This is a genomic window from Staphylococcus sp. HMSC072E01, from assembly GCF_001814125.1.
GTDB lineage: Bacteria > Bacillota > Bacilli > Staphylococcales > Staphylococcaceae > Staphylococcus > Staphylococcus hominis.
Map to the genome: position 1 here is coordinate 158,345 of NZ_KV814990.1, position 20,703 is coordinate 179,047.

Consider the following 20,703-nt stretch of genomic DNA (forward strand, 5'->3'; position numbering starts at 1 on the left):
TTAATGTACTCCCTTTTCAATCATTAAAGCAATGCCTAGTCCTCCACCAATGCAAGCTGTTGCGATACCTGTATGTTGATGTTCTTGTTCTAAAGCATTCACAAGTGTTGTAACGAGACGTGCACCACTTGCACCAATAGGATGTCCTAATGCAATGGCACCACCATAAATATTTAAAATGCTATCAGGAATTTTTAAATGATCCTTAACAGGTATACTTTGAGCTGCAAATGCTTCAGTCATTTCTATAATATCAATATCATTAATGTGTTGATGTGTTTTTTCTAATAATTTTTCTACTGCATAAAAAGGTGCATAACCCATGTATTGTGGATCGCAACCTACTTCAGCGTAATCTCCTACTATGCCAAGAATTTCAAATCCATGTTCTTTTGCAAATGTTGCTTCCATTAAAATAAGGGCAGATGATCCATCATTAATACTCGAAGCATTACCACCAGTGACTGTTCCATTCTCTTTAAATATTGTTTTCAAAGTAGATAATTTTTCAACACTACTATTTGATCTTATACCTTCATCAGAAGTCATCTCATTACCTTCAACGTCTGTCATTTTTATAATTTCGTTATCAAATTTACCTTCTTCAACGGCTTTTGCAGCTTTAGCATGAGAATGGTTAGCAAACTCGTCTTGCATTTCACGTGTTACATGATATTTTTCAGCTATATTTTCTGCTGTGACTCCCATTGGAACATAATGGAAAGCATCCGTTAATCCATCATGCATAAAACTTTCTACAGGGTCTTCTCCGTCTTTTAAAATAAGTTTAGGTGCATTAGTCATACTTTCAACACCACCAACAGCAACGACTTTAGCTTCTCCTAATTGAATAAGTTGCTTCCCTAAAATAATTGCTTTAAGTCCTGAACCACATACTTCATTAATCGTCATCGCTGGAGTTGTATCAGGAATACCTGATTTAACAGCAATTTGTCGTGCAGAGTTTTGTCCTATACCACTTTGTAAGACATTTCCGAAAATAACTTGTTCAATAAGAGCTGGATCGATATCAATTGATTCAATAGCTCCTTTTAAAGCTGTTGTACCTAGTTCAACAGCTGAATAATTTCTCAATTTCCCTTTATATTTGCCAATTGGCGTTCTTTTAGCACTTACAATAGCGATTTGTTTCATTCTTTATCTCCTTGCCTGTAATATAGATATAATTGTATTTTAGTAATTTATTTTGGTAAAATACAGAGTATTGTATTGTTAAAATTAGACTATTCGAAAGGATGACATGCCTGTGAATATAGGTATCGATAAAATCAATTTTTATGTCCCTAAATACTATGTAGACATGGCGAAGCTTGGAGAGGCTCGTCAAGTTGATCCAAACAAATTTTTAATTGGGATTGGACAAACACAAATGGCAGTAAGTCCAGTATCTCAAGATATCGTATCAATGGGAGCCAATGCTGCTAAAGATATTATAACAGAAGATGATAAAAAACATATTGGAATGGTTATCGTTGCTACTGAATCTGCTATCGACAACGCTAAAGCCGCAGCAGTTCAAATTCACCATTTATTAAATATCCAACCTTTTGCACGTTGTTTTGAAATGAAAGAAGCTTGCTATGCAGCTACACCTGCAATTCAACTTGCTAAAGATTATCTTGCAAACCGTCCTAACGAAAAAGTATTGGTCATTGCAAGTGATACAGCACGTTATGGTATCGAGTCAGGCGGTGAACCTACACAAGGTGCTGGTGCAGTGGCAATGTTAATTTCACATCAGCCTCGCATTTTACAATTAAACAATGATGCTGTTGCTTATACAGCAGATGTGTATGATTTCTGGAGACCGACTGGTTATAAATATCCACTTGTTGCAGGCGCATTATCAAAAGATGCATATATTGAATCATTCCAAGAAAGTTGGAAAGAGTATGCACGTCGTGAAGATAAATCATTATCCGATTTTGAATCATTATGTTTCCATGTGCCTTTTACTAAAATGGGCAAAAAAGCATTAGATTCTATCATTAATGATACTGATGAAACGACTCAATCTCGATTAACGTCTGGTTATGAAGATGCTGTATACTATAATCGTTATGTAGGTAATATATATACTGGATCACTTTATTTAAGTTTAATTTCATTACTTGAAAACAGAACTTTAACTCCTGGTCAAACAATTGGATTATTTAGTTATGGTTCTGGATCAGTGGGAGAATTCTTTAGCGCCACAGTAGTGGAAGGTTTTGAACAACACTTAGATAAAAAAGCACATCAAGCTTTATTAAATGAGCGTCAAGAAGTATCTGTAAAAGAATACGAATCGTTCTTCAGACGTTTTGATGATTTATCTTTTAATCATGAGATTGAAAACGTAGAAAACGATAAACATATCTTTTATTTAGAAAACATTGAAGATGATATTAGATATTATCATTCTCCTGAATAATGTATATCAATCCGATATTAAAAAAGGTGGGACGATGTACTCAAAATGAATTCGTCATCCCATCTCCCCAAAACATTATAAACGCCTAAGACAACTCATTATGTCTTAGGCGCCTTTTATTTATGGTTTAGTTGTGTATAATGGTCGATATAATTGACTCATATTCACATTTTCAATTTCTAACAATTTAATTTTATTATCAATTGTTCCACCATATCCTGTTAAACTACCATCTTTTCCTACAACGCGATGACAAGGAATGATGATAGAAATTGGATTTTTTCCTACAGCTCCACCTACAGCTTGTGCAGACATTTTTGGTTTGTTTAATAATTGACCAATATGTTTTGCAATCGTTCCGTAAGTAGTAAGCTCTCCATATGGGATCGTATTAAGATAAGCCCATACTTCTTGTTGAAAAGATGTACCATGAGGTTGTAAAGGAAAATCAATCTCTGGATTATTTCCTAAGAAATAGTCATCAAGCCATCGCTTTACTTTTTTTAAAATATATAGTTCATGATTTGTAGGAAAACGTAAATGCGTGTATTGATATAAATATTCTAATTGCGTCACTACTTCTCCGTCTGTAACGATTTCTAAATTACCTACTGGAGAGTGATAAAGCATTGAATAGAACATAATAGCTTCCTCCTTACTCTATTGTATTGTAATAAAAAATAAGAAGCGAGACTGAATTCATTTGAATTCCTCTTCTCGCTTCCATTAATCAATTCTGACACATTGATTTATAACTGTTTAATACTAAGTTTATTTTAAGAATACAATAGTTCTTAATTGAAGTTATATAATTCATAGCCTTTATCTTTAGCATATTCTAATGCTAAAATTTCTAATATATTGATAAATGCTGGCTCATCTTTAACATTTACATATTGGAATTTTAATCCATAATCTTCAGCAGTGATTGATTTAATATCGTCTTCGTTCAAACCTTTTTGTTGAGCTAAGCCTTTTTTAAATTTTGTTGTGCCTACATCAGATTTTAAGTTATATTGTCCCATTTTGTTAAATAAGTCTTTCGTAATAGGTTGATAACCTGTTGAATATCCTCCAGTTTGCCCTACAAATATTGGTGTTTTTTTATCAAAAATAACATATACACCAAATTTATCTTGAACTTTTTCACGATCTGGTTTACTAAATGATAAAGCATTATTTTTGTCATACTTAAATAATTTTTTAAGTTGTTTTTTATTATCTTCTTTAATTTGATTTAATCTTTTACTACCTTTCATATTTTACCATCCTCCAGTATAGAGTATTTTTATATTTTATCGAATTATCATTGAATCATTCTATAAAGAATACTATTTTTCTATAATTTTTTAATTTTTATTTATAATTCTAATTAATTTCTTTAAAATTTGTATACCCTATTCATCCTAGTTAAAACTTTTCTATATTATAAATTATTTAACGCTAAACATAAAAAATCATTTCTTTTATTAAATTGTAATTTATTAGTTATTCTCTATTTATTTATAGATATTTCTATTCTATAATCATATATTATGTATCTCTATATAAATATTTTATAGTTTACATGTTAGGGGAGAAAGACATGAATGATAAAGATTTAAGAGTGATAAAGACTAAGAAAGCGTTAACGAGTAGTTTATATGCTTTACTAGAAATAGAACCCTTCTCTTCTATTACAGTTCATAAAATTTGTGAAAATGCTGGTATTCATCGTACTACATTTTATAAACACTTTTATGATAAATATGAACTACTCGTCTATTTACTTGAAGTCATTGGGAAAAATTACTTTGCAATTGATATTAAGGAACGTATTAATCGTCCGTTTCAAGTTTTGTCTAATTCATTAAATCGTGAAACATTGTCTAAAATCGAACACATGCAAGAAGAGGATAATGAATACAACAAAGTTAGAAATCAGTTTCTTATAGATATTATCAAAAATGATGTTTATGAAAATATGGATCGGATAGCACTTGAAGAAACCATTCCTAAAAGCTTAGTTTTCTATGTTTTTGGTTCAATTATAGGTGGTTTTTTAGAGTGGCAAAAAAATGAGGAGGCAACACTTACGCCTAAAGAAATGGATGACGTTTTTCATAAATTAGTTAATATTAAAACGATTAATTACTGATCAAACCATCGTTATATCGTTTTAATAAATAACCCCCGTCTTAATTCGACGGGGGTTATTTATTATTAATTATTGTTTTTTATATGATTTAATTTTAATTCATTTAACTCGCTAGATGCATTAATATCACAATTACAATCTGTATCGCAACTACCACATTTTCCTTGAGTAGAGCGATTAAAGAATTTATATAATGTATACGCAGCGTAACCAAAAATAGCAACAAAAATGATTACGTTTATTAATAAAGTCATTGTCATCATCCTTATATAAGTAGTTTTGTTATTTGATAAAATGCAAATGTTAATATATACGCTGTAAAAATTGGATAAATTAATGCTGTAAGTGTCCATTTCCATGATGTTGTTTCTTTACGAATTGTTGCAACAGTTGAAATACATGGCACATATAATAATATAAAAATCATAAAGGCATATGCAGATAACGGTGTGAACTGTTGTTGAATGACATTGACTAAACCACCTTCACTAGAAGAATACAAGATAGCCATAGAACTTACAATGACTTCTTTAGCTAAGAATCCTGGAATTAACGTAGCGCCTGCTTGCCAACTACCAAATCCTAATGGAGCAATGAGATGTCCAAAGAATTCTCCAATACTGTGCATGAAGCTTTCATCAATCTGTACATTCACTCCATGAGGACCGATGTAACTCAATGCCCAAATGACTACAGAACCACCAAAAATAAATGTTCCTGCTTTTTTTACAAATCCTTTTGCTTTTTCCCAAGTACTTCTCCATAACGTTTTAACTGATGGAACTCTATATGTAGGTAGTTCCACAATAAATACGGAATTCTCACTTTTAAGAATAAACTTGTTAAGTAATGTACTTACAATTAATGCCACTACAATTCCTAATACATATAAACTTAGGACTACAAGAGATTGATACTTTTCAAAAAATACGCCTACAAAAATAGCATATACTGGCAATCGCGCCGAACATGACATGAAAGGTGCAATTAAAATAGTAATTAGCCTTTCTTTTTCATTTTCAATACTCCGTGTTGTCATAATACTGGGTACATTACAACCAAATCCAATAATCATGGGAATAAATGATTTTCCACTTAATCCTATTGATTCCATTGTTCTATCCATTAAAACTGCAATTCGTGCCATATATCCTGAATCTTCTAAAAGTGAAATAAAGAAGAATAATACAATAATTTGTGGCACAAATACTAAGACTGAACCTACTCCAGCTACAATACCATCTGTAATCAAATTTTGTAGAAATGGCGCAACATGTATATAATGCATGCCTGCCTTTAACCAGTCTGTGAGTGGTCCGCTAAAGAAAGCATCTAGCTGATCTGATAATGGTGTTCCTATCCAAGTAAATGTCGTTTGAAAAATCAGCCACATAATGACTAGAAATATTGGAATACCTAAGTATCTATTCATTATTATTTTATCGAGTTTTTCAGTTAAAAATTGCTGTTCTTCATTCGGATATTCAACGACACCATCTAATAGACGATCAATGTATTGATTTCGAATGATTTCAATATGTTGTCGTATTGATACATCTAAGTGTTGACTTAACTTCTCTTTAATAGGTTCAATTTGTTCGGAAATAACTGAAGGTAGTTCTCGCTCGATTTCCGGATTGTCTAATAAATACTGAATTGCTATAAAGCGTAAACGTTTTGAAGGATATTTTGTATGTGCTTGAATGATAGAAGTCATTTGCTTAATCGCATCTTCAGTTTCTTTACCATAACTGATTTTGAAGTTACGTTTTTCTTTTGGATTTAAAAAAGACAATTCATTTAGCAATTCCTCCGTACCTTTTCCTTTACGAGCAACAATGGGAAATACAGGTACTTTCAGTTTTCTCATTAGACCTTCATATTTAATTTTAATACCTCTTTGCGTTGCCACATCTACCATATTTAATCCAATGATAATAGGTTCATTTAACTCCATTAATTGTATTGTAAGTTGAAGGTTTCTCTTTAATTGACTGGCATCAATAATGTTAATCATACCTGTAAATGTATTTGTCATCAGATAGTCTGTGACAACTGTTTCATCTTTAGAAATAGGTGATAAATCATAAATACCCGGTAAATCGATTAAATTGCCAATATCTTTCTTTAATTGTCCAACTTTCTTTTCAACTGTAACGCCACTCCAGTTTCCAATATATTCATACGAACCGGTTAGTGCATTAAACAATGATGTCTTTCCTACATTTGGATTACCTAATATACAGAAGCTTTCGTGCATAGGCTTACTCCTCTAACATAATTAAACGTGCATCACGTTGACGAATGCTTACACATTGGCCATTAATTTCAACAACACTTGGTCCATTTAACAAGCACTTTTGTTTAATACTGATTTTACTACCTACATTTAAGCCAAAGGCACCTAAACGATATAGCATGTTTTTATTTTGAATATCAATTTGTTTAACTACATACTTTTTATCTTTTGATGCAGTGCTTACATTTATCATTCCAGTCACACTTTCTATTTGTAATTAATAATCATTCTCAACACTTAAATGATAACCTTTTTCACTTACTTTTACAATTATTTATTTATTCATTTTTCATAAATTTTAGATATATTTCATACATTGTTTAGAGTATTTATTTTCTTTTTAAGACTATAAAAAAAGCTATGGAAAATCGAACGAATTCGACTTTCCACAGCACCTACCACTTCGTTATGTTAGAACATCTCTGATACAACTTTTTGTTCTAAAAAGTTTAATAAATAATCAGGACTGCCAGTTTTAGCGTCTGTACCTGACATTTTGAAACCACCAAATGGGTGGTAACCTACAACAGCTGCAGTACATCCACGATTTAGATATAAGTTACCTACATCAAATTCATTTACAGCTTGAATCCAATGTTCACGATTGTTTGTGATGACCGCGCCTGTTAAGCCATAATCTGTATCATTTGCAATATCAATGGCTTCATTAAAGTTATCGAATTTGGTGAAGCCAACTACAGGCCCAAAGATTTCTTCTTGCATCACTTGATCAGAAGATGTTAATCCTGAAATGATTGTTGGATGGATAAAGTAACCTGTTGAATCATCCGCTTCTCCACCAATTTCAATTTTTCCTTCTTTACTACCAATTTCAATATATTTTTTAATTTTATCGAATTGTTTTTTATTAATAACAGGTCCCATAAATGTATTATCAACAGTATTACCTACTGTTAAATCTTTTGTTAACTCAATTGCCTTTTCCAAGACTTCATCATAAACAGCGCTATGCACAATGGCACGTGAACATGCTGAACACTTTTGACCGGAGAATCCAAACGCTGACGTTACAATAGAGTGTGCAGCTAAGTCTGTATCTACACCTTCATCTACTACAATCGCATCTTTACCACCCATTTCAGCAATCACACGTTTTAAGAAAGTTTGACCTTCTTGTACAACTGCACTACGCTCGTAAATGCGTGTTCCTGTTGCACGAGACCCCGTGAATGTCACAAAATGTGTATGCACAGAATCAACTAAGTAATCACCAATGTCTTTAGGATCACCAGGCACAAAGTTTACCACACCTTTAGGTAAGCCTGCTTCTTCTAAAATTTCAATCAGTTTATATGCAGTAAGCACTGTGTCTTCAGCAGGTTTCAATAACACCGTATTACCTGCAACCACTGGTGCTAATGTTGTACCCGCCATAATTGCAAATGGGAAGTTCCAAGGTGGAATGGTTACACCTGTACCAATCGGTTTATAGAAATATTGATTGTGTTCACCTTCACGATCTAAGACCGGTTTACCATCTGCAAGTTCCATCATTGAACGAGCATAATATTCTATAAAATCAATACCTTCAGCCGCATCTCCAACTGCTTCATCCCAAGGTTTACCCGCTTCATATACCATGACTGCTGAAATTTCTTCTTTACGACGACGAATGATTGCTGCGACACGAAGCATTAATTCAGCACGATCTTTGTGTGACCATTTACGCCATGCGTCATAAGCCTTGTTTGAAGATTCAAATGCGTTATCGACATCGTCTTTTGTCGCTTTTGACACTTTAGCTACTAATTCAGATGTATTCGCTGGATTAATTGAATCGAATGTATCATCCTTAATGATATGTTCACCATCAATGACAATAGGAAGCGTCTGGCCTAAGCTATGTTTTACTTTTTCTAACGTTTTTTGAAATCTTTCAACATTTTCTTGTACAGAAAAATCAATACCAGGTTCATTTTTGAAAGGTACTACCATACTTCATTACCCCCTATATGTTTTTAAATATTTAAATTCATTCTCTAACCCTTTGTTTCTTAATCATGATATTTTCTATCATTAACTTCATTTTACTATGCTTACTCCTTTATTTGCAACCGCTTACAAAATTGTTTGTTTAAACTTTTCTTCAAATACCAATATAGCCCTATCAGTACATTTTTTATATAAATAATTTATAATTTAAATAAAATAAAGTATAATAATCATAACATAATTAACCGACATCTAGAAAAGGAAGTATTTATATGAAAGTACTTATCACTGGGGGAGCAGGTTTTATTGGCTCCCATGTAGCAGAATATTTTATGAAACATGACACAGAAGTACATATTATTGACAACTTAAGTTCCGGCTTTTTAAAGAATATACCTTTTGTGAACAATGAACATATTTATATCAAAGACATCACCGATTTTGAATTTGTAACACAGTTAATACAAAAAGAACAATTTGATTTTGTCATTCATTTAGCTGCTATGGTAAGTGTAGTAGAAACTATTGAAAAACCAGAATTATCCAATCGTATTAATATAGATGCTACTGTCAATATATTAGAAGCAATTCGAACATATAATCCAAATATTAAAAAAGTCATATTTGCTTCTTCTGCAGCTATTTATGGTCATCTACCCGATTTACCTAAATCTGTAGAACAATCGAAACCATTTCCATTATCTCCATATGCTATTCAAAAGTACGCCGGAGAACAATATACTAAGATTTATAATCATTTATATCAAATTCCTTGTACTTGTTTAAGATTCTTTAATATTTACGGTCCTAGACAAAATCCAACATCTGATTATTCAGGAGTCATTTCTATTATGAATACTAAGTTTTTAAATCATTCAACCTTTACATTTTATGGAGATGGTGAACAAACACGTGATTTTGTTTATATCGATGATTTAATCAATGCTCTATCAATTGTTCTTAATACTACTCTAACGGATGGTTTTATCTATAATGTAGGCACAGGAACACAAACAAATTTGAAAGCTGTTTTTCAATCGTTCGAACATGGCTTTGATTATCATATACCTTATCAATTTGAAGCCCCACGTCTTGGAGATATTAAACATTCTTGTGCTGACATTACCCCACTCAAAGCATTAGGTTACAACTCTAAATATAGTATTGAAGAAGGTATTACAGCTTATTTGACTTATAATAAACATAACAACATCACTATTTAATAGAAAAACGGTTAGCTTTTATTAATATGCTAACCGTTTTTTACTATTTGAGTAGTTTATAAAACTCTTTAAGTGCTAATTGATTATATTCTTGTGCGTTAAATACTTCATATTGAGATGGTTGTTTTTGAATACACTGTTCTAATGCGACTGTGATCTCATCAATATCATGACTTACAAGAGTACCATATTTACCATTACCGAGTACATAGCGGTTTGCTATAATATCTGACGCGATAATATGAACTTTTAAAGTTAATTCTTCAAGTAATACCATTGATTGTCCTTCATAATGAGACATTAAGCAGAAGACGTCTGCTTGTTTCATGATATAGTATGGATTCTTCCTTTGTCCTAATAAAAAGACATGTTTTTCTAATTTCAACCTTTTTATTTGTTGTTCTAATTGAACACGGATAGGGCCTTCCCCCATAATATATAACTTTGTATGCGGATGACTGACATGTACTTTACTAAATGCCTCAATAAGTAAGTCAAAACCTTTTTCAGGTGATAATCGTCCTGCAGTTACAATTTTGAAATCGTCTTCCTTAAATGGTACTGAACTTATATCCCTATTATTGATGCGTACGAGTACGGATTGGTGTTGTTTTTCAAATTTTTCAGAGTCATCTAATTTTAGTTGATTGATTTTATTCAAATTAATCGTATTTCTGGAAGTAACAAATTTCTTATTCAATGATTTATCATTGATCTTCTGTTTATTTTGATCTTTAGAAGCATCGGATACACATACTAATTGATCAAATTGACTATACAGCGAGAGTACACCTTTTAAATTTTGATAATGTATTTTAACACCGTTAACTTTTCTTTCCATATCTGCTTTAATATCACTATGTAAATAAATCAATTTACGTTTTACTTTTGTTGCTAAAATTAAATTAGCCCAAAACATAGAATACCCACTAAAATCAATCGCATAGTCGAATTGGCTATGACCAAATACTTTTCGCATTTCTCTTTCGTATACTTTCTTCGGATATATCAAATGTTCTAACGTACTTTTTGATCCTCTCTGTCTTACGAAATCGATACTATACATTTCTTTCAATGATGCTACTAATGGAGGTACTCTCAAAATAATTCTAACGTTCTTATTAATACGATTTAAGTTATTTAAAACTTCAAGATTTTTACTTTTATTAGTAAACAATGTAATGTCGTATTTTTCATAATCGACATTTTCTAATAAATTAATGATAGACGTTGTAATACCATTATTTTTCATACCACCAGGATAAATTAACACTCTTTTCTTAGCACAGATCTTACGTTTAGGACGCTTACGTTTACCCTCAAACAGTATGTTAATAAGTGTTTCAGTAACCGTTCCATCATCTAGATAGGTATATTGACGTTTAAAATTTTAAAATATTGATATTTTTTCTTTACTGAATCATCATCATATACTTTTTGCTTGATCGCTGTAATCACATCTTCAATATGATGAACGACAGGACCAGGTAGGTCACGATTAGCAATATACATACCTCGTGATGATTGATATTCATCCAAATCTGGAGTATAGAAGACAATCGGTTTATTGGTTACTAAATAGTCAAAGAAGATACTTGAATAATCTGTAATCATTAAATCGACGATCGCTAATATTTCATTGGTATCAAAATAATCAGGAATTAAATAAGGTTTTAAACGTTTTATTTTAAGCGCGTCTTTATATAAATAAGGATGGACTTTGACTAACACTTGATAATCTAGATGATGTTTAAGTTTTTCAACTTCTTCAACGATATGATTTAAACTTGCCTCTGGTGCATTGACATCCTCGCCTCTCCAAGTTGGACAATACAATAAAATACTTTGTTCTTTACTAATATGAAGATAATGATTCAACTCGCTAATCATGTCTTGTCGATTTGAATTTAAAGTTAAATCGATTCTAGGATATCCAATTTCCAAAAATTCTCCACCATAAATATTTTCAAGTCTAAAGGCTCGTTTAAAAATCGTCGTCGTATGGTGATTAGGACTAATTAAGTAATCGCTGCTTAAAAAGTTTTTAATAATATTTTGAGAACCATAAAGACTATTTTCAATGTCTAATCCCATATATTTTAAAGGTGTCCCATGCCATGTATTGATATACATTTGTTTTGGCTTTTTAATGAAATAGGATGGAAAAGTAGAATTATTAATTAAATACTTACTCTCCGTTAATGCTTTCAAATATTCTCTTGATTCTTTAATAACAAACTCTACATTTTTATAGTCCTTAAATCTTGCTTTATAAAACAACAATGTTTCGTGATGATCTACTACCCATATGTGTTTATATTTACGATAACGAGGTTGCTGAATTAAACTTTTAAATATTGCATATGGACTATCTGTGATACTTTTTCCATCTCTCACTTGATATAATATCTGATATTCCTTAACGTTATTCTTCTTATAATATTTAGCGTAAGTCATTACTTTACTTGTATAAGCAGATTTATTTTTTCTTTGTATTGGCTTAAATAAAAAATTCAATTTACGTCTTAATTGATTTGTAAGACATGTCTTAAGTGTCATATTCATTATCCTTTCTAAGTTGCTTTTATTTCTCTTAAGTTGTTTCATTAAAATGAATTGAACTATTTCAATGATGCACATATAGTAATACACACATTCAGCACTCTACAATTATATCATTTAATTATATTATATAATAAATATTTAATTTCAATACAAATTGTTATTTTACATAAAAATCAACCTTTAAGCATACGTGTTACTGCTTAAAGGTTGGTTACTATATTATTCAAAGTGATTAGGCATATTTATCGTTTCATTTTGATCAATCGTTCTTATCACTTTTGCTGGCACTCCAGCAGCTAAACTATTCGGTGGAATATCGTTTGTTACAACACTACCTGCTGCAATAACTGAGCCATCACCAATTGAAACACCTGGTGTCACTGTCACACTCGCACCAAACCAAATATTACTTCCTATATGAATAGGTTTTGCCAATTCCCATCCTTTATTACGATCTTGATAATTGAGTGGATGATGTGCTGTATATAGTCCACATGATGGTCCTATAAAGACGTTATCGCCAATCGTAATGCCACCACCATCCATTAAATAACTATTGCTATTGATAAACACGTTTTCTCCAACTTTTATATTCCAACCATAATCTGTGTCAAATGGACTGCTGATTGAAAGTTGTTTCGCTTCATAGCCCAGTAATTCTTTTAAAATCGCTTGGCGTTTTTCTATATCACTAGGTCGTGTATGATTATATTCAAAGCATAAGTCTTTAGCACGCTGTCTGTCCATTCTTAATTCCTTATCAAAGTTTGCATCATACCATTCGTGTGCTAACATTTTTTCTTTTTCAGTCATTGTCTTTTCCTCTTTTCTTTCTATAAATATAAAAAGTATTCTCCCTACGCTATACGTAGACAGAATACTTTATTATCTTCATAAGTACTACATACTAAGACGTAATATAATCGCCACCATTAACATGGATAATTTGACCTGTAATATAAGAACTATCTGCATAACTTGCTAAGAATACATAAGCTGGCGCAAGTTCAGCAGGTTGACCACGTCGACCCATTGGTGTATCCCCACCTTGATTTTCTACCTTATCTTCATCAAATGTTGATGGAATTAATGGAGTATAAATTGGACCTGGCGCTACACCATTAACACGAATTCCTTTTTCCATCAATGATGTTGCAATAGAACGTGTGAACGACACAATAGCACCTTTAGTTGCTGAGTAATCAATAAGGTGACCAGAACCACGATAAGCCGTTACACTTGTTGTATTAACAATTGCATCACCTTTACTTAAATGAGGTACTGCAGCTTGTGTTAAGAAGAACATACCAAAAATATTTGTTTTAAATGTTTCATTGAAATGTTCTGGTTTAATATCTAAAAAGTCTTCATTAGGAAATTGCACGCCACCATTATTTACTAATATATTGAGACCACCAAAATCGTTAACCACAGTTTCAACAAGTTTTTTTGATTGATCAGCATCTTTTAAATCATGAGAATATGCTTTTGCTTTAACGCCGATTTCTTTTAAACGATTGACGGTATCTTCAGCGTCTTCATGTTCATTATAATAACCAATAGCGACATCAGCGCCTTCTTTGGCATATAAAATCGCTACTGAACGACCAATACCGGAGTCACCACCAGTAATTAATGCGACTTTTCCTTTTAGTTTACCGCCAGCTTTGTATTCTTCCATTTCAGCAATAGGTCTAGGATCCATATCTTTTTCAGAACCTGGTTGTTTTTCTTGTGTATAACCTTTAATTTTTTTATGAAAATCTAATAAGTCCATACCTCTTCACTCCTTCTTTATTTACTTAACCGTTCCCATTTCTTTGATTTTTAAAACAAAATGACTATACTTACTACTTTTGAATGATACAAAGTCCGTACTAGAGATGCATGAAATTTTAACATAGAGTCTTTATAATATAATTAATCTAAACAACGACTTATATAGAGATAAAGATAAAAAGGGGTGTTACAACATGAAAGGTATTCTAAAGGGTATCATTACCATTCTTATCATTTTAGGGCTTGTAAAAACAGTTCAAGATCATGATTTAATGAATGAAGCCAACCAATACTATAATGAAGCTAAAAGTGGTGAACTTATACGATCTATCACTCACCCAAACTTCAATAATTTTAAAGATTTAGATTTAAGTTATTTTAAACCATCTGATTTCTTTTAGTATTCATAGCTATCATGAATAAGAGAACAATGTACTCATTTTATTTAGAGTAACGTTGTTCTTTTTTATTAAGTAAAGTCATTGACTAATATACCCTAAGTGGGTATATTGAAGGTGATAGGAGGATGAACATATGACTCAAAATCATCAAATCACCTTGAATATCATTGGCATGACATGTGCCGCTTGTTCTAATCGTATTGAAAAACGATTGAATAAAATAGATGGCGTTCATGCTCAAGTGAATCTGGCAACTGAAAAAGCAACCATTGATTATCCTAACGATCAATATGAAGTAAGCGATTTTATTAAAACGATTCAAAAATTAGGATATGACGTTGAAACAGATAAAAGTGAACTAGACGTTATAGGTATGACGTGTGCTGCTTGTTCTAATCGTATTGAAAAAGTATTAAATAAAACAACAGGCGTTAAGCAAGCAACAGTCAATCTAAACACAGAACAAGCAACAATCGATTATTATCCAGGTCAAACGGATGTTGATACGCTCATTGGACGAATACAACATCTCGGCTATGATGCTAAACCTAAACAATCAAAAAAAGAACAAGCTTCTCGTAAAGTTCAAGAATTAAAAAGAAAACGTAATAAACTCATTATTTCAGCAATATTAGCTTTTCCATTACTTTTAACGATGCTTGTTCATTTATTTAATGTACCGTTACCTGAAATATTTATGAATCCTTGGTTTCAATTTATCTTAGCCACTCCCATTCAATTTATTATAGGATGGCAATTTTATGTTGGCGCATACAAGAATTTACGTAATGGTGGTGCCAATATGGATGTTCTTGTAGCACTTGGTACTAGTGCAGCTTATTTCTATAGTATTTATGAAATGAGTAAATGGTTATTAGACTCAAACGCACAGCCTCACCTTTATTTTGAAACCAGTGCTGTTTTAATCACTTTAATTTTATTTGGCAAGTATTTAGAAGCACGTGCAAAATCACAAACAACACATGCTTTAAATCAATTATTAAATTTACAAGCCAAAGAAGCACGTCTCATTAAAGATGATGGAACAGAAACAATGGTTCCGCTTCAAAATGTTCAAGTTGGAGACACCTTACTTGTTAAACCAGGAGAAAAAATTCCAGTAGATGCAAAAGTCATTAAAGGGACAACAACCGTAGATGAATCAATGCTAACTGGAGAATCCATGCCTATAGATAAAACAGTTGATAATGAAGTGATTGGTGCAACACTAAATAAAAATGGTGTCATTACCGTTCAAGCAACAAAAGTAGGTCAAGATACTGCTTTATCTAATATTATTAAAGTAGTTGAAGAAGCGCAAAGTTCAAAGGCACCTATTCAACGTTTAGCAGATATGATTTCTGGCTATTTCGTACCTATTGTTATTGGTATTGCCGTACTCACCTTTATCATATGGATTATTTTCGTTCATCCTGGTCAATTTGAAGATGCACTCGTTGCCATGATCTCTGTATTAGTGATTGCTTGTCCATGCGCATTAGGACTTGCAACGCCAACTTCTATTATGGTTGGTACAGGACGTGCAGCAGAAGAAGGTATCTTGTTTAAAGGTGGCGAATATGTAGAACGTACTCATCAAATTGATACAGTGGTATTTGATAAAACGGGTACGTTGACACATGGTACACCAGAAGTGACTTACTTTAAAGGTGATGATACTTTATTACAATATGTAGCTTCTGCTGAAAATAATTCTGAACATCCTTTAGCAACCGCGATTGTTAAGTACGCTAAAACAAAACAGCTTACTTTAACAAATATAGAGCACTATGAAACATTACCAGGTCATGGTATTAAAGCTACAATCAATAATAAGACATTATTCATAGGCAACCGGTCATTAATGTCAAATCATCATATTGATACAACATCTTTATTAGATGAAATTACCCAAATTGAACAAAAAGGACAAACTGTCATGTTGATTGCATATGATCAGATATTACGTGGTTATATCGCTGTAGCAGACACTGTTAAATCTGAAGCCAAAGTTGCGGTTCAAGAACTAAAAGACATGAATTTACGTACGGTAATGATTACAGGTGATAACCACTCTACAGCTCAAGCTATCGCAAATGAAGTTGGTATTGATCATGTGATCGCCAATGTTCTTCCAGAAGATAAAGCTAAACATGTTGCTCATTTTCAAGATAAAGGTGAGAACGTTGCGATGGTTGGCGATGGTATTAATGACGCACCTGCTTTAGTTCAAGCAGATATTGGTATTGCCATGGGAACAGGTACTGAAGTCGCAATTGAAGCGGCTGATATTACTATCTTAGGTGGAGACATTGCCTTAGTTCCTAAAGCGATTCACGCAAGTCATAAAACCATTCGAAATATCAAACAGAATCTTTTTTGGGCATTCGGTTATAATGCTGCTGGTATTCCTATTGCTGCTATGGGCTTACTCGCTCCATGGATTGCTGGTGCAGCAATGGCATTAAGTTCTGTAAGCGTTGTAACTAATGCATTACGTCTAAAACGAATGAAATTATAAATGAATTTTAAACTTTATACTTTCATAAAAATTTAAAAAGCGTAAAATATGGGTATAGTCATTATGAAGTACTAGGAGGTGGCAATCAATGATTAATAAAGTCATTAAAGTAGATGGTATGAGTTGTGACCATTGTAAAAATACAATCGAATCAGCATTAGCTAAAATTAATGGTGTAAGCACTGCTGAAGTAGACCTTGATAAAAATGAAGTTCGTGTAGATTATAATGATGAACTCGTTTCAACGAAAGATTTACATGATACTATTGAAGATCAAGGCTATGATGTTAAAGAATAATAAAAAAGTTGGAGGTAACACTCCAACTTTTTTTATTTTAATTTACTCTTAGTTTAGTCGTACCACTAGTTAAAACATCCATAGTTGCATCAAGAGCATCTACTATGAGATTTTTAACAGCTGCTTCTGTATAGAAAGCAATATGTGGTGTTAAAATAATATCTTCTCTTTTGATAAGTTGCTTTAACAATACATCATCGATTTCTTTTCCACGATAATCACCTGGGAATAATCCTCTTTCATATTCATATGTATCTAATGCAGCCCCTTTAATTCGACCACTATCTATAACAGAAAGTAAAGCTTGTGTATCTACAATTGATCCCCTTGCCGCATTCACAAATACGGCACCTTTTTTAAAGTTTGAAAAAACAACGTTATTAAACAAATGATGATTATATTTCGTAGCTGGAATATGCACGGTAACAATATCAGCTTCTTTAATTGCTGCTTCTAATGTATCTTTATAATCAACGAATTTTGCTAAATCGGTATTTGGAAATGGATCATAAGCAACAACCTTGCTGTTATAACCTTTTTCAAAAATTTCTGCCACAATCGAACCGATGCGTCCAGTACCAATTACCGCCACAGTTAAATCTCGGATAGATTGTGATAATATAGAAGGTTCCCAGCGAAAGTCATAATTGCGCACTTTATGTTGAATACGTTTTTGATACCTTACAATATTGATAGCTTGTGTAACAGCAAATTCAGCAATTGAACTTGGAGAATACGAGGGTACATTTGAGATAATGATGTCGTATTTAGTAGCTAAATCTAAGTCATACGTGTCAAATCCTGCACTACGTTGTGCAATTTGCTTAATTCCATATTGTTTCAATTTCGCAAAAACCTCTTCTGAAATTGGATGTTGTTGAGATAACGATAGACCATCAAATCCTTTTACAGTATCAACTGTTGTCTCTGTTAACATGTCTTTGGTTAAATCAACATCAACATTGTTTTGTTTCGCCCACTCGTTAATATATGGTATATCTTCATCTCTTACACTCATAATTTTTATTTTGGTCATATATTGATCATCTTCCTTCATAATTTTTTAACTATGCTTTGCTTTATACATATCAGCTAGGTCCATTAATCTACTAGCTGCTTCTTCTAACCATTTATCGTCTAATGCAAGTGAGATACGCACGTAATGTTTTCCATTTTCACCAAATGGTATACCTGGAGCAACTAAAATAGATTTCTCTTTTAATAAATATTGTTCAAAGGTTTCACTATCATAACCTGGAGGTGTACGTAACCATGAATAGATACCGCCTTTAGAATGCACAAATGGTAGATGGGCTTCACTTAATTTTGCTTCAAACTTATCTCTACGCCGTTTAAATGTTTCATTCTGCTCTTCTAAAAATTCATCATAATGATTAAGTGCATACGTCGCTGCATCTTGTAACGCACCAAACATTCCAGCATTTGTATGCGTTTGATATGTCTTTAATGCTTGAATCATGTCTTTATTTCCTACTGCAAACCCTACTCTGAAACCTGACATATTATATCCTTTTGAAAGTGAGAAAATTTCAATGGCGACATCTTTACCGTGTTCTGAAGCAAGTATGCTTGGATTTTTAGCATCAAAGCCAAAAGCACTATAAGCAAAGTCGTGCACGATTTTTGTCTTTGTATCTTTGAATCGTTCAATTACTTCATCAAATACTTCTTTTGTAGCCGTTGATCCTGTTGGATTATTGGGATACGTTAAATAAACAAGCGTTGTGTTGTCTAGTACTCTCTTATCTACATTATCCCAATTTGGCAAATAATCTGGAGGATCTAAATTTAATGGAACCGGATTGGCATCTGCAAGCATCACTCCTGCTAAATAATCTGTATATCCAGGATCTGGAAGTAGCACATTTTCTCCAGGATTAACAACACATGTAGGTAACGCTACTAATCCATTTTTTGTACCATATAAAATACATACTTCATCTTCCTTATCTAATGTCACATTGTACTGACGTTGGTAAAAATTAACAATGGCCTCTTTAAATGATTCTTTACCATGAAAGGCACCATATTTTTGATTTTCAGGAATGCGAATCGCTTCAGAAAAATGCTCAATAATACCTTCTGGTGTTTCACCATCGGGAATGCCTACTGCCATATTAATAAGTGGTAAAGGGCCATGTTCTACTTTACGGCCCATCGTTTTTCCAAAATAGCTATCAGGAATGGCTGCTAATCTTTTTGAAATAACCATGTTATTCCTCCTTAAATAAAAAACTATATACCACTTTTGTGTGGCATATAGCTTCATAAGATATATGTCACTTATCTTTGAGGTTATTTATTATCCTCTTGGAATTAGCACAGTACTTTATATTTATGAAGCCTGTTGCTGAAGTTTCATTGGGCCAAATCCCTTCACTTCTCTCGATAAGTTGTTACGTATTAAGTCTTATTTTAACATTACACTAATAATTGTCAATTTTCAGATTTATTTATTTTATTTCATATTTTTTATATCTTCTAACATAGCTTCTGCTGTTATTTTAGCACTTGTTAATACAATGGGTACGCCTGCGCCTGGATGTGTACTTGCGCCTGCAAAATATAAATCTTTATAATCACGGGACACGTTAGGCGGACGGTAATAATTGTTTTGTGCTAAAGTAGGCATTAATCCAAAGGCTGTACCGAATTTAGCATTATAATGTGTTTCAAAATCTAAGGGTGTAAAAATAGTTTCGGATACGATATCGTTACGTAATCCTTTAAGTGATTCAATTGTTTCTGTTTTTTTGTAAATTTCATTTTTAACCTGTTTAATTATGACTGGATTGTTCCAATCAATTTGACCTGTTTTAAGCTCAGCTACTGGCATTAAAATATACATACTTGTTTTTCTTTCAGGAGCCAATTCCTCATCTTCAACGGAGGGGAAATAAAGATATATAGAAGGGTCTTTCGGCAATCTTCCTTCAAAGATATCGTCAATATTCCCTCTAAAATCTTCAGCAAAAATCACATTATGCAAATGAACTTTATCTTTCAAATCTCTGTTTATTCCTGCATAAATTAAAAATGCAGAACATGAATAATCCATTTTATCTATCTTTA

General features: G+C 32.4%; 17 protein-coding genes, 2 pseudogenes and 1 riboswitch. Of the genes and pseudogenes, 6 read left to right on the plus strand and 13 right to left on the minus strand.

Annotation, left to right across the window (positions count from 1 at the left end; genetic code table 11):
- The gene (locus HMPREF2953_RS09270; RefSeq protein ID WP_070673004.1) at positions 1 to 1,155 is read right to left on the minus strand and encodes a thiolase family protein; all 1,155 of its coding nucleotides are present in this window, start codon (positions 1,153 to 1,155) and stop codon (positions 1 to 3) included.
- A 112-nt stretch (positions 1,156 to 1,267) separates the two neighbouring features.
- Between HMPREF2953_RS09270 and HMPREF2953_RS09275 the strand changes: the two genes are divergently transcribed.
- Entirely contained in the window at positions 1,268 to 2,434 is a 1,167-nt protein-coding gene (locus HMPREF2953_RS09275; protein WP_070673005.1) for a hydroxymethylglutaryl-CoA synthase, read from the plus strand.
- Between the two features lie 120 nt (positions 2,435 to 2,554).
- Here HMPREF2953_RS09275 and HMPREF2953_RS09280 read toward each other — a convergent pair whose 3' ends face one another.
- The gene (locus tag HMPREF2953_RS09280) at positions 2,555 to 3,076 is read right to left on the minus strand and encodes a methylated-DNA--[protein]-cysteine S-methyltransferase (protein ID WP_070673008.1); all 522 of its coding nucleotides are present in this window, start codon (positions 3,074 to 3,076) and stop codon (positions 2,555 to 2,557) included.
- 152 nt (positions 3,077 to 3,228) lie between these two features.
- Positions 3,229 to 3,693 (minus strand): hypothetical protein, encoded by a 465-nt coding sequence (locus HMPREF2953_RS09285; RefSeq protein ID WP_070673010.1) that lies wholly within the window; start codon positions 3,691 to 3,693, stop codon positions 3,229 to 3,231.
- 326 nt (positions 3,694 to 4,019) lie between these two features.
- Here HMPREF2953_RS09285 and HMPREF2953_RS09290 point away from each other — a divergent pair, with 326 nt between their 5' ends.
- Positions 4,020 to 4,571 carry a TetR/AcrR family transcriptional regulator gene (locus tag HMPREF2953_RS09290; protein WP_049334764.1) on the plus strand — a complete coding sequence of 184 codons (552 nt, stop codon included), beginning with the start codon at positions 4,020 to 4,022 and terminating at the stop codon, positions 4,569 to 4,571.
- Positions 4,572 to 4,636: 65 nt separating this feature from the next.
- On the opposite strand, the gene HMPREF2953_RS09295 is transcribed toward HMPREF2953_RS09290, so the two are convergent.
- The 4 genes from HMPREF2953_RS09295 to pruA form a co-directional block, all read right to left on the minus strand.
- Positions 4,637 to 4,825 (minus strand): FeoB-associated Cys-rich membrane protein, encoded by a 189-nt coding sequence (locus HMPREF2953_RS09295; protein WP_002449289.1) that lies wholly within the window; start codon positions 4,823 to 4,825, stop codon positions 4,637 to 4,639.
- An 11-nt stretch (positions 4,826 to 4,836) separates the two neighbouring features.
- Complete coding sequence (feoB, locus tag HMPREF2953_RS09300) at positions 4,837 to 6,831, minus strand: ferrous iron transport protein B (RefSeq protein WP_070673012.1); 1,995 nt, start codon at positions 6,829 to 6,831, stop codon at positions 4,837 to 4,839.
- 4 nt (positions 6,832 to 6,835) lie between these two features.
- Positions 6,836 to 7,063: a FeoA family protein gene (locus HMPREF2953_RS09305; protein WP_002449375.1), complete on the minus strand. Its 228-nt coding sequence runs from the start codon at positions 7,061 to 7,063 to the stop codon at positions 6,836 to 6,838.
- Between the two features lie 218 nt (positions 7,064 to 7,281).
- The gene (pruA, locus tag HMPREF2953_RS09310; protein WP_049419029.1) at positions 7,282 to 8,826 is read right to left on the minus strand and encodes an L-glutamate gamma-semialdehyde dehydrogenase; all 1,545 of its coding nucleotides are present in this window, start codon (positions 8,824 to 8,826) and stop codon (positions 7,282 to 7,284) included.
- A gap of 269 nt (positions 8,827 to 9,095) precedes the next feature.
- Here pruA and HMPREF2953_RS09315 point away from each other — a divergent pair, with 269 nt between their 5' ends.
- Complete coding sequence (locus HMPREF2953_RS09315) at positions 9,096 to 10,046, plus strand: NAD-dependent epimerase/dehydratase family protein (protein ID WP_070673014.1); 951 nt, start codon at positions 9,096 to 9,098, stop codon at positions 10,044 to 10,046.
- A gap of 43 nt (positions 10,047 to 10,089) precedes the next feature.
- Here HMPREF2953_RS09315 and HMPREF2953_RS09320 read toward each other — a convergent pair.
- The 3 genes and pseudogenes from HMPREF2953_RS09320 to HMPREF2953_RS09330 all read right to left on the minus strand — a co-directional run bounded on the left by HMPREF2953_RS09320 (position 10,090) and on the right by HMPREF2953_RS09330 (position 14,388).
- A pseudogene (locus HMPREF2953_RS09320) lies at positions 10,090 to 12,605 on the minus strand (CDP-glycerol glycerophosphotransferase family protein).
- Between the two features lie 225 nt (positions 12,606 to 12,830).
- A complete protein-coding gene (locus HMPREF2953_RS09325; RefSeq protein WP_070673016.1) occupies positions 12,831 to 13,424 on the minus strand; it encodes a sugar O-acetyltransferase in 594 nt (197 codons plus the stop codon).
- Between the two features lie 94 nt (positions 13,425 to 13,518).
- Positions 13,519 to 14,388, minus strand: a complete 870-nt coding sequence (locus HMPREF2953_RS09330; protein WP_002488266.1) for an SDR family oxidoreductase — start codon at positions 14,386 to 14,388, stop codon at positions 13,519 to 13,521.
- A gap of 196 nt (positions 14,389 to 14,584) precedes the next feature.
- Between HMPREF2953_RS09330 and HMPREF2953_RS09335 the strand changes: the two genes are divergently transcribed.
- From HMPREF2953_RS09335 to copZ, 3 genes are all read left to right on the plus strand, one after another.
- A complete protein-coding gene (locus HMPREF2953_RS09335; protein WP_070673018.1) occupies positions 14,585 to 14,791 on the plus strand; it encodes a hypothetical protein in 207 nt (68 codons plus the stop codon).
- Between the two features lie 133 nt (positions 14,792 to 14,924).
- Positions 14,925 to 17,312, plus strand: coding sequence for a heavy metal translocating P-type ATPase (locus HMPREF2953_RS09340; protein WP_070673020.1), 2,388 nt, complete (start codon positions 14,925 to 14,927; stop codon positions 17,310 to 17,312).
- A gap of 88 nt (positions 17,313 to 17,400) precedes the next feature.
- Positions 17,401 to 17,610: a copper chaperone CopZ gene (gene copZ, locus HMPREF2953_RS09345; protein ID WP_049334773.1), complete on the plus strand. Its 210-nt coding sequence runs from the start codon at positions 17,401 to 17,403 to the stop codon at positions 17,608 to 17,610.
- A 37-nt stretch (positions 17,611 to 17,647) separates the two neighbouring features.
- On the opposite strand, the gene HMPREF2953_RS09350 is transcribed toward copZ, so the two are convergent.
- From HMPREF2953_RS09350 to HMPREF2953_RS09360, 3 genes and pseudogenes are all read right to left on the minus strand, one after another.
- Positions 17,648 to 18,646: a D-lactate dehydrogenase gene (locus tag HMPREF2953_RS09350; RefSeq protein WP_070673021.1), complete on the minus strand. Its 999-nt coding sequence runs from the start codon at positions 18,644 to 18,646 to the stop codon at positions 17,648 to 17,650.
- A 27-nt stretch (positions 18,647 to 18,673) separates the two neighbouring features.
- Positions 18,674 to 19,843 carry an aminotransferase class I/II-fold pyridoxal phosphate-dependent enzyme gene (locus tag HMPREF2953_RS09355; RefSeq protein ID WP_070673023.1) on the minus strand — a complete coding sequence of 390 codons (1,170 nt, stop codon included), beginning with the start codon at positions 19,841 to 19,843 and terminating at the stop codon, positions 18,674 to 18,676.
- A 68-nt stretch (positions 19,844 to 19,911) separates the two neighbouring features.
- Positions 19,912 to 20,026, minus strand: a riboswitch (SAM riboswitch).
- Positions 20,027 to 20,089: 63 nt separating this feature from the next.
- Positions 20,090 to 20,701: pseudogene (locus HMPREF2953_RS09360) on the minus strand (phytoene desaturase family protein); the annotation flags it as partial.
- Between the last annotated feature and the right edge of the window lie 2 nt (positions 20,702 to 20,703).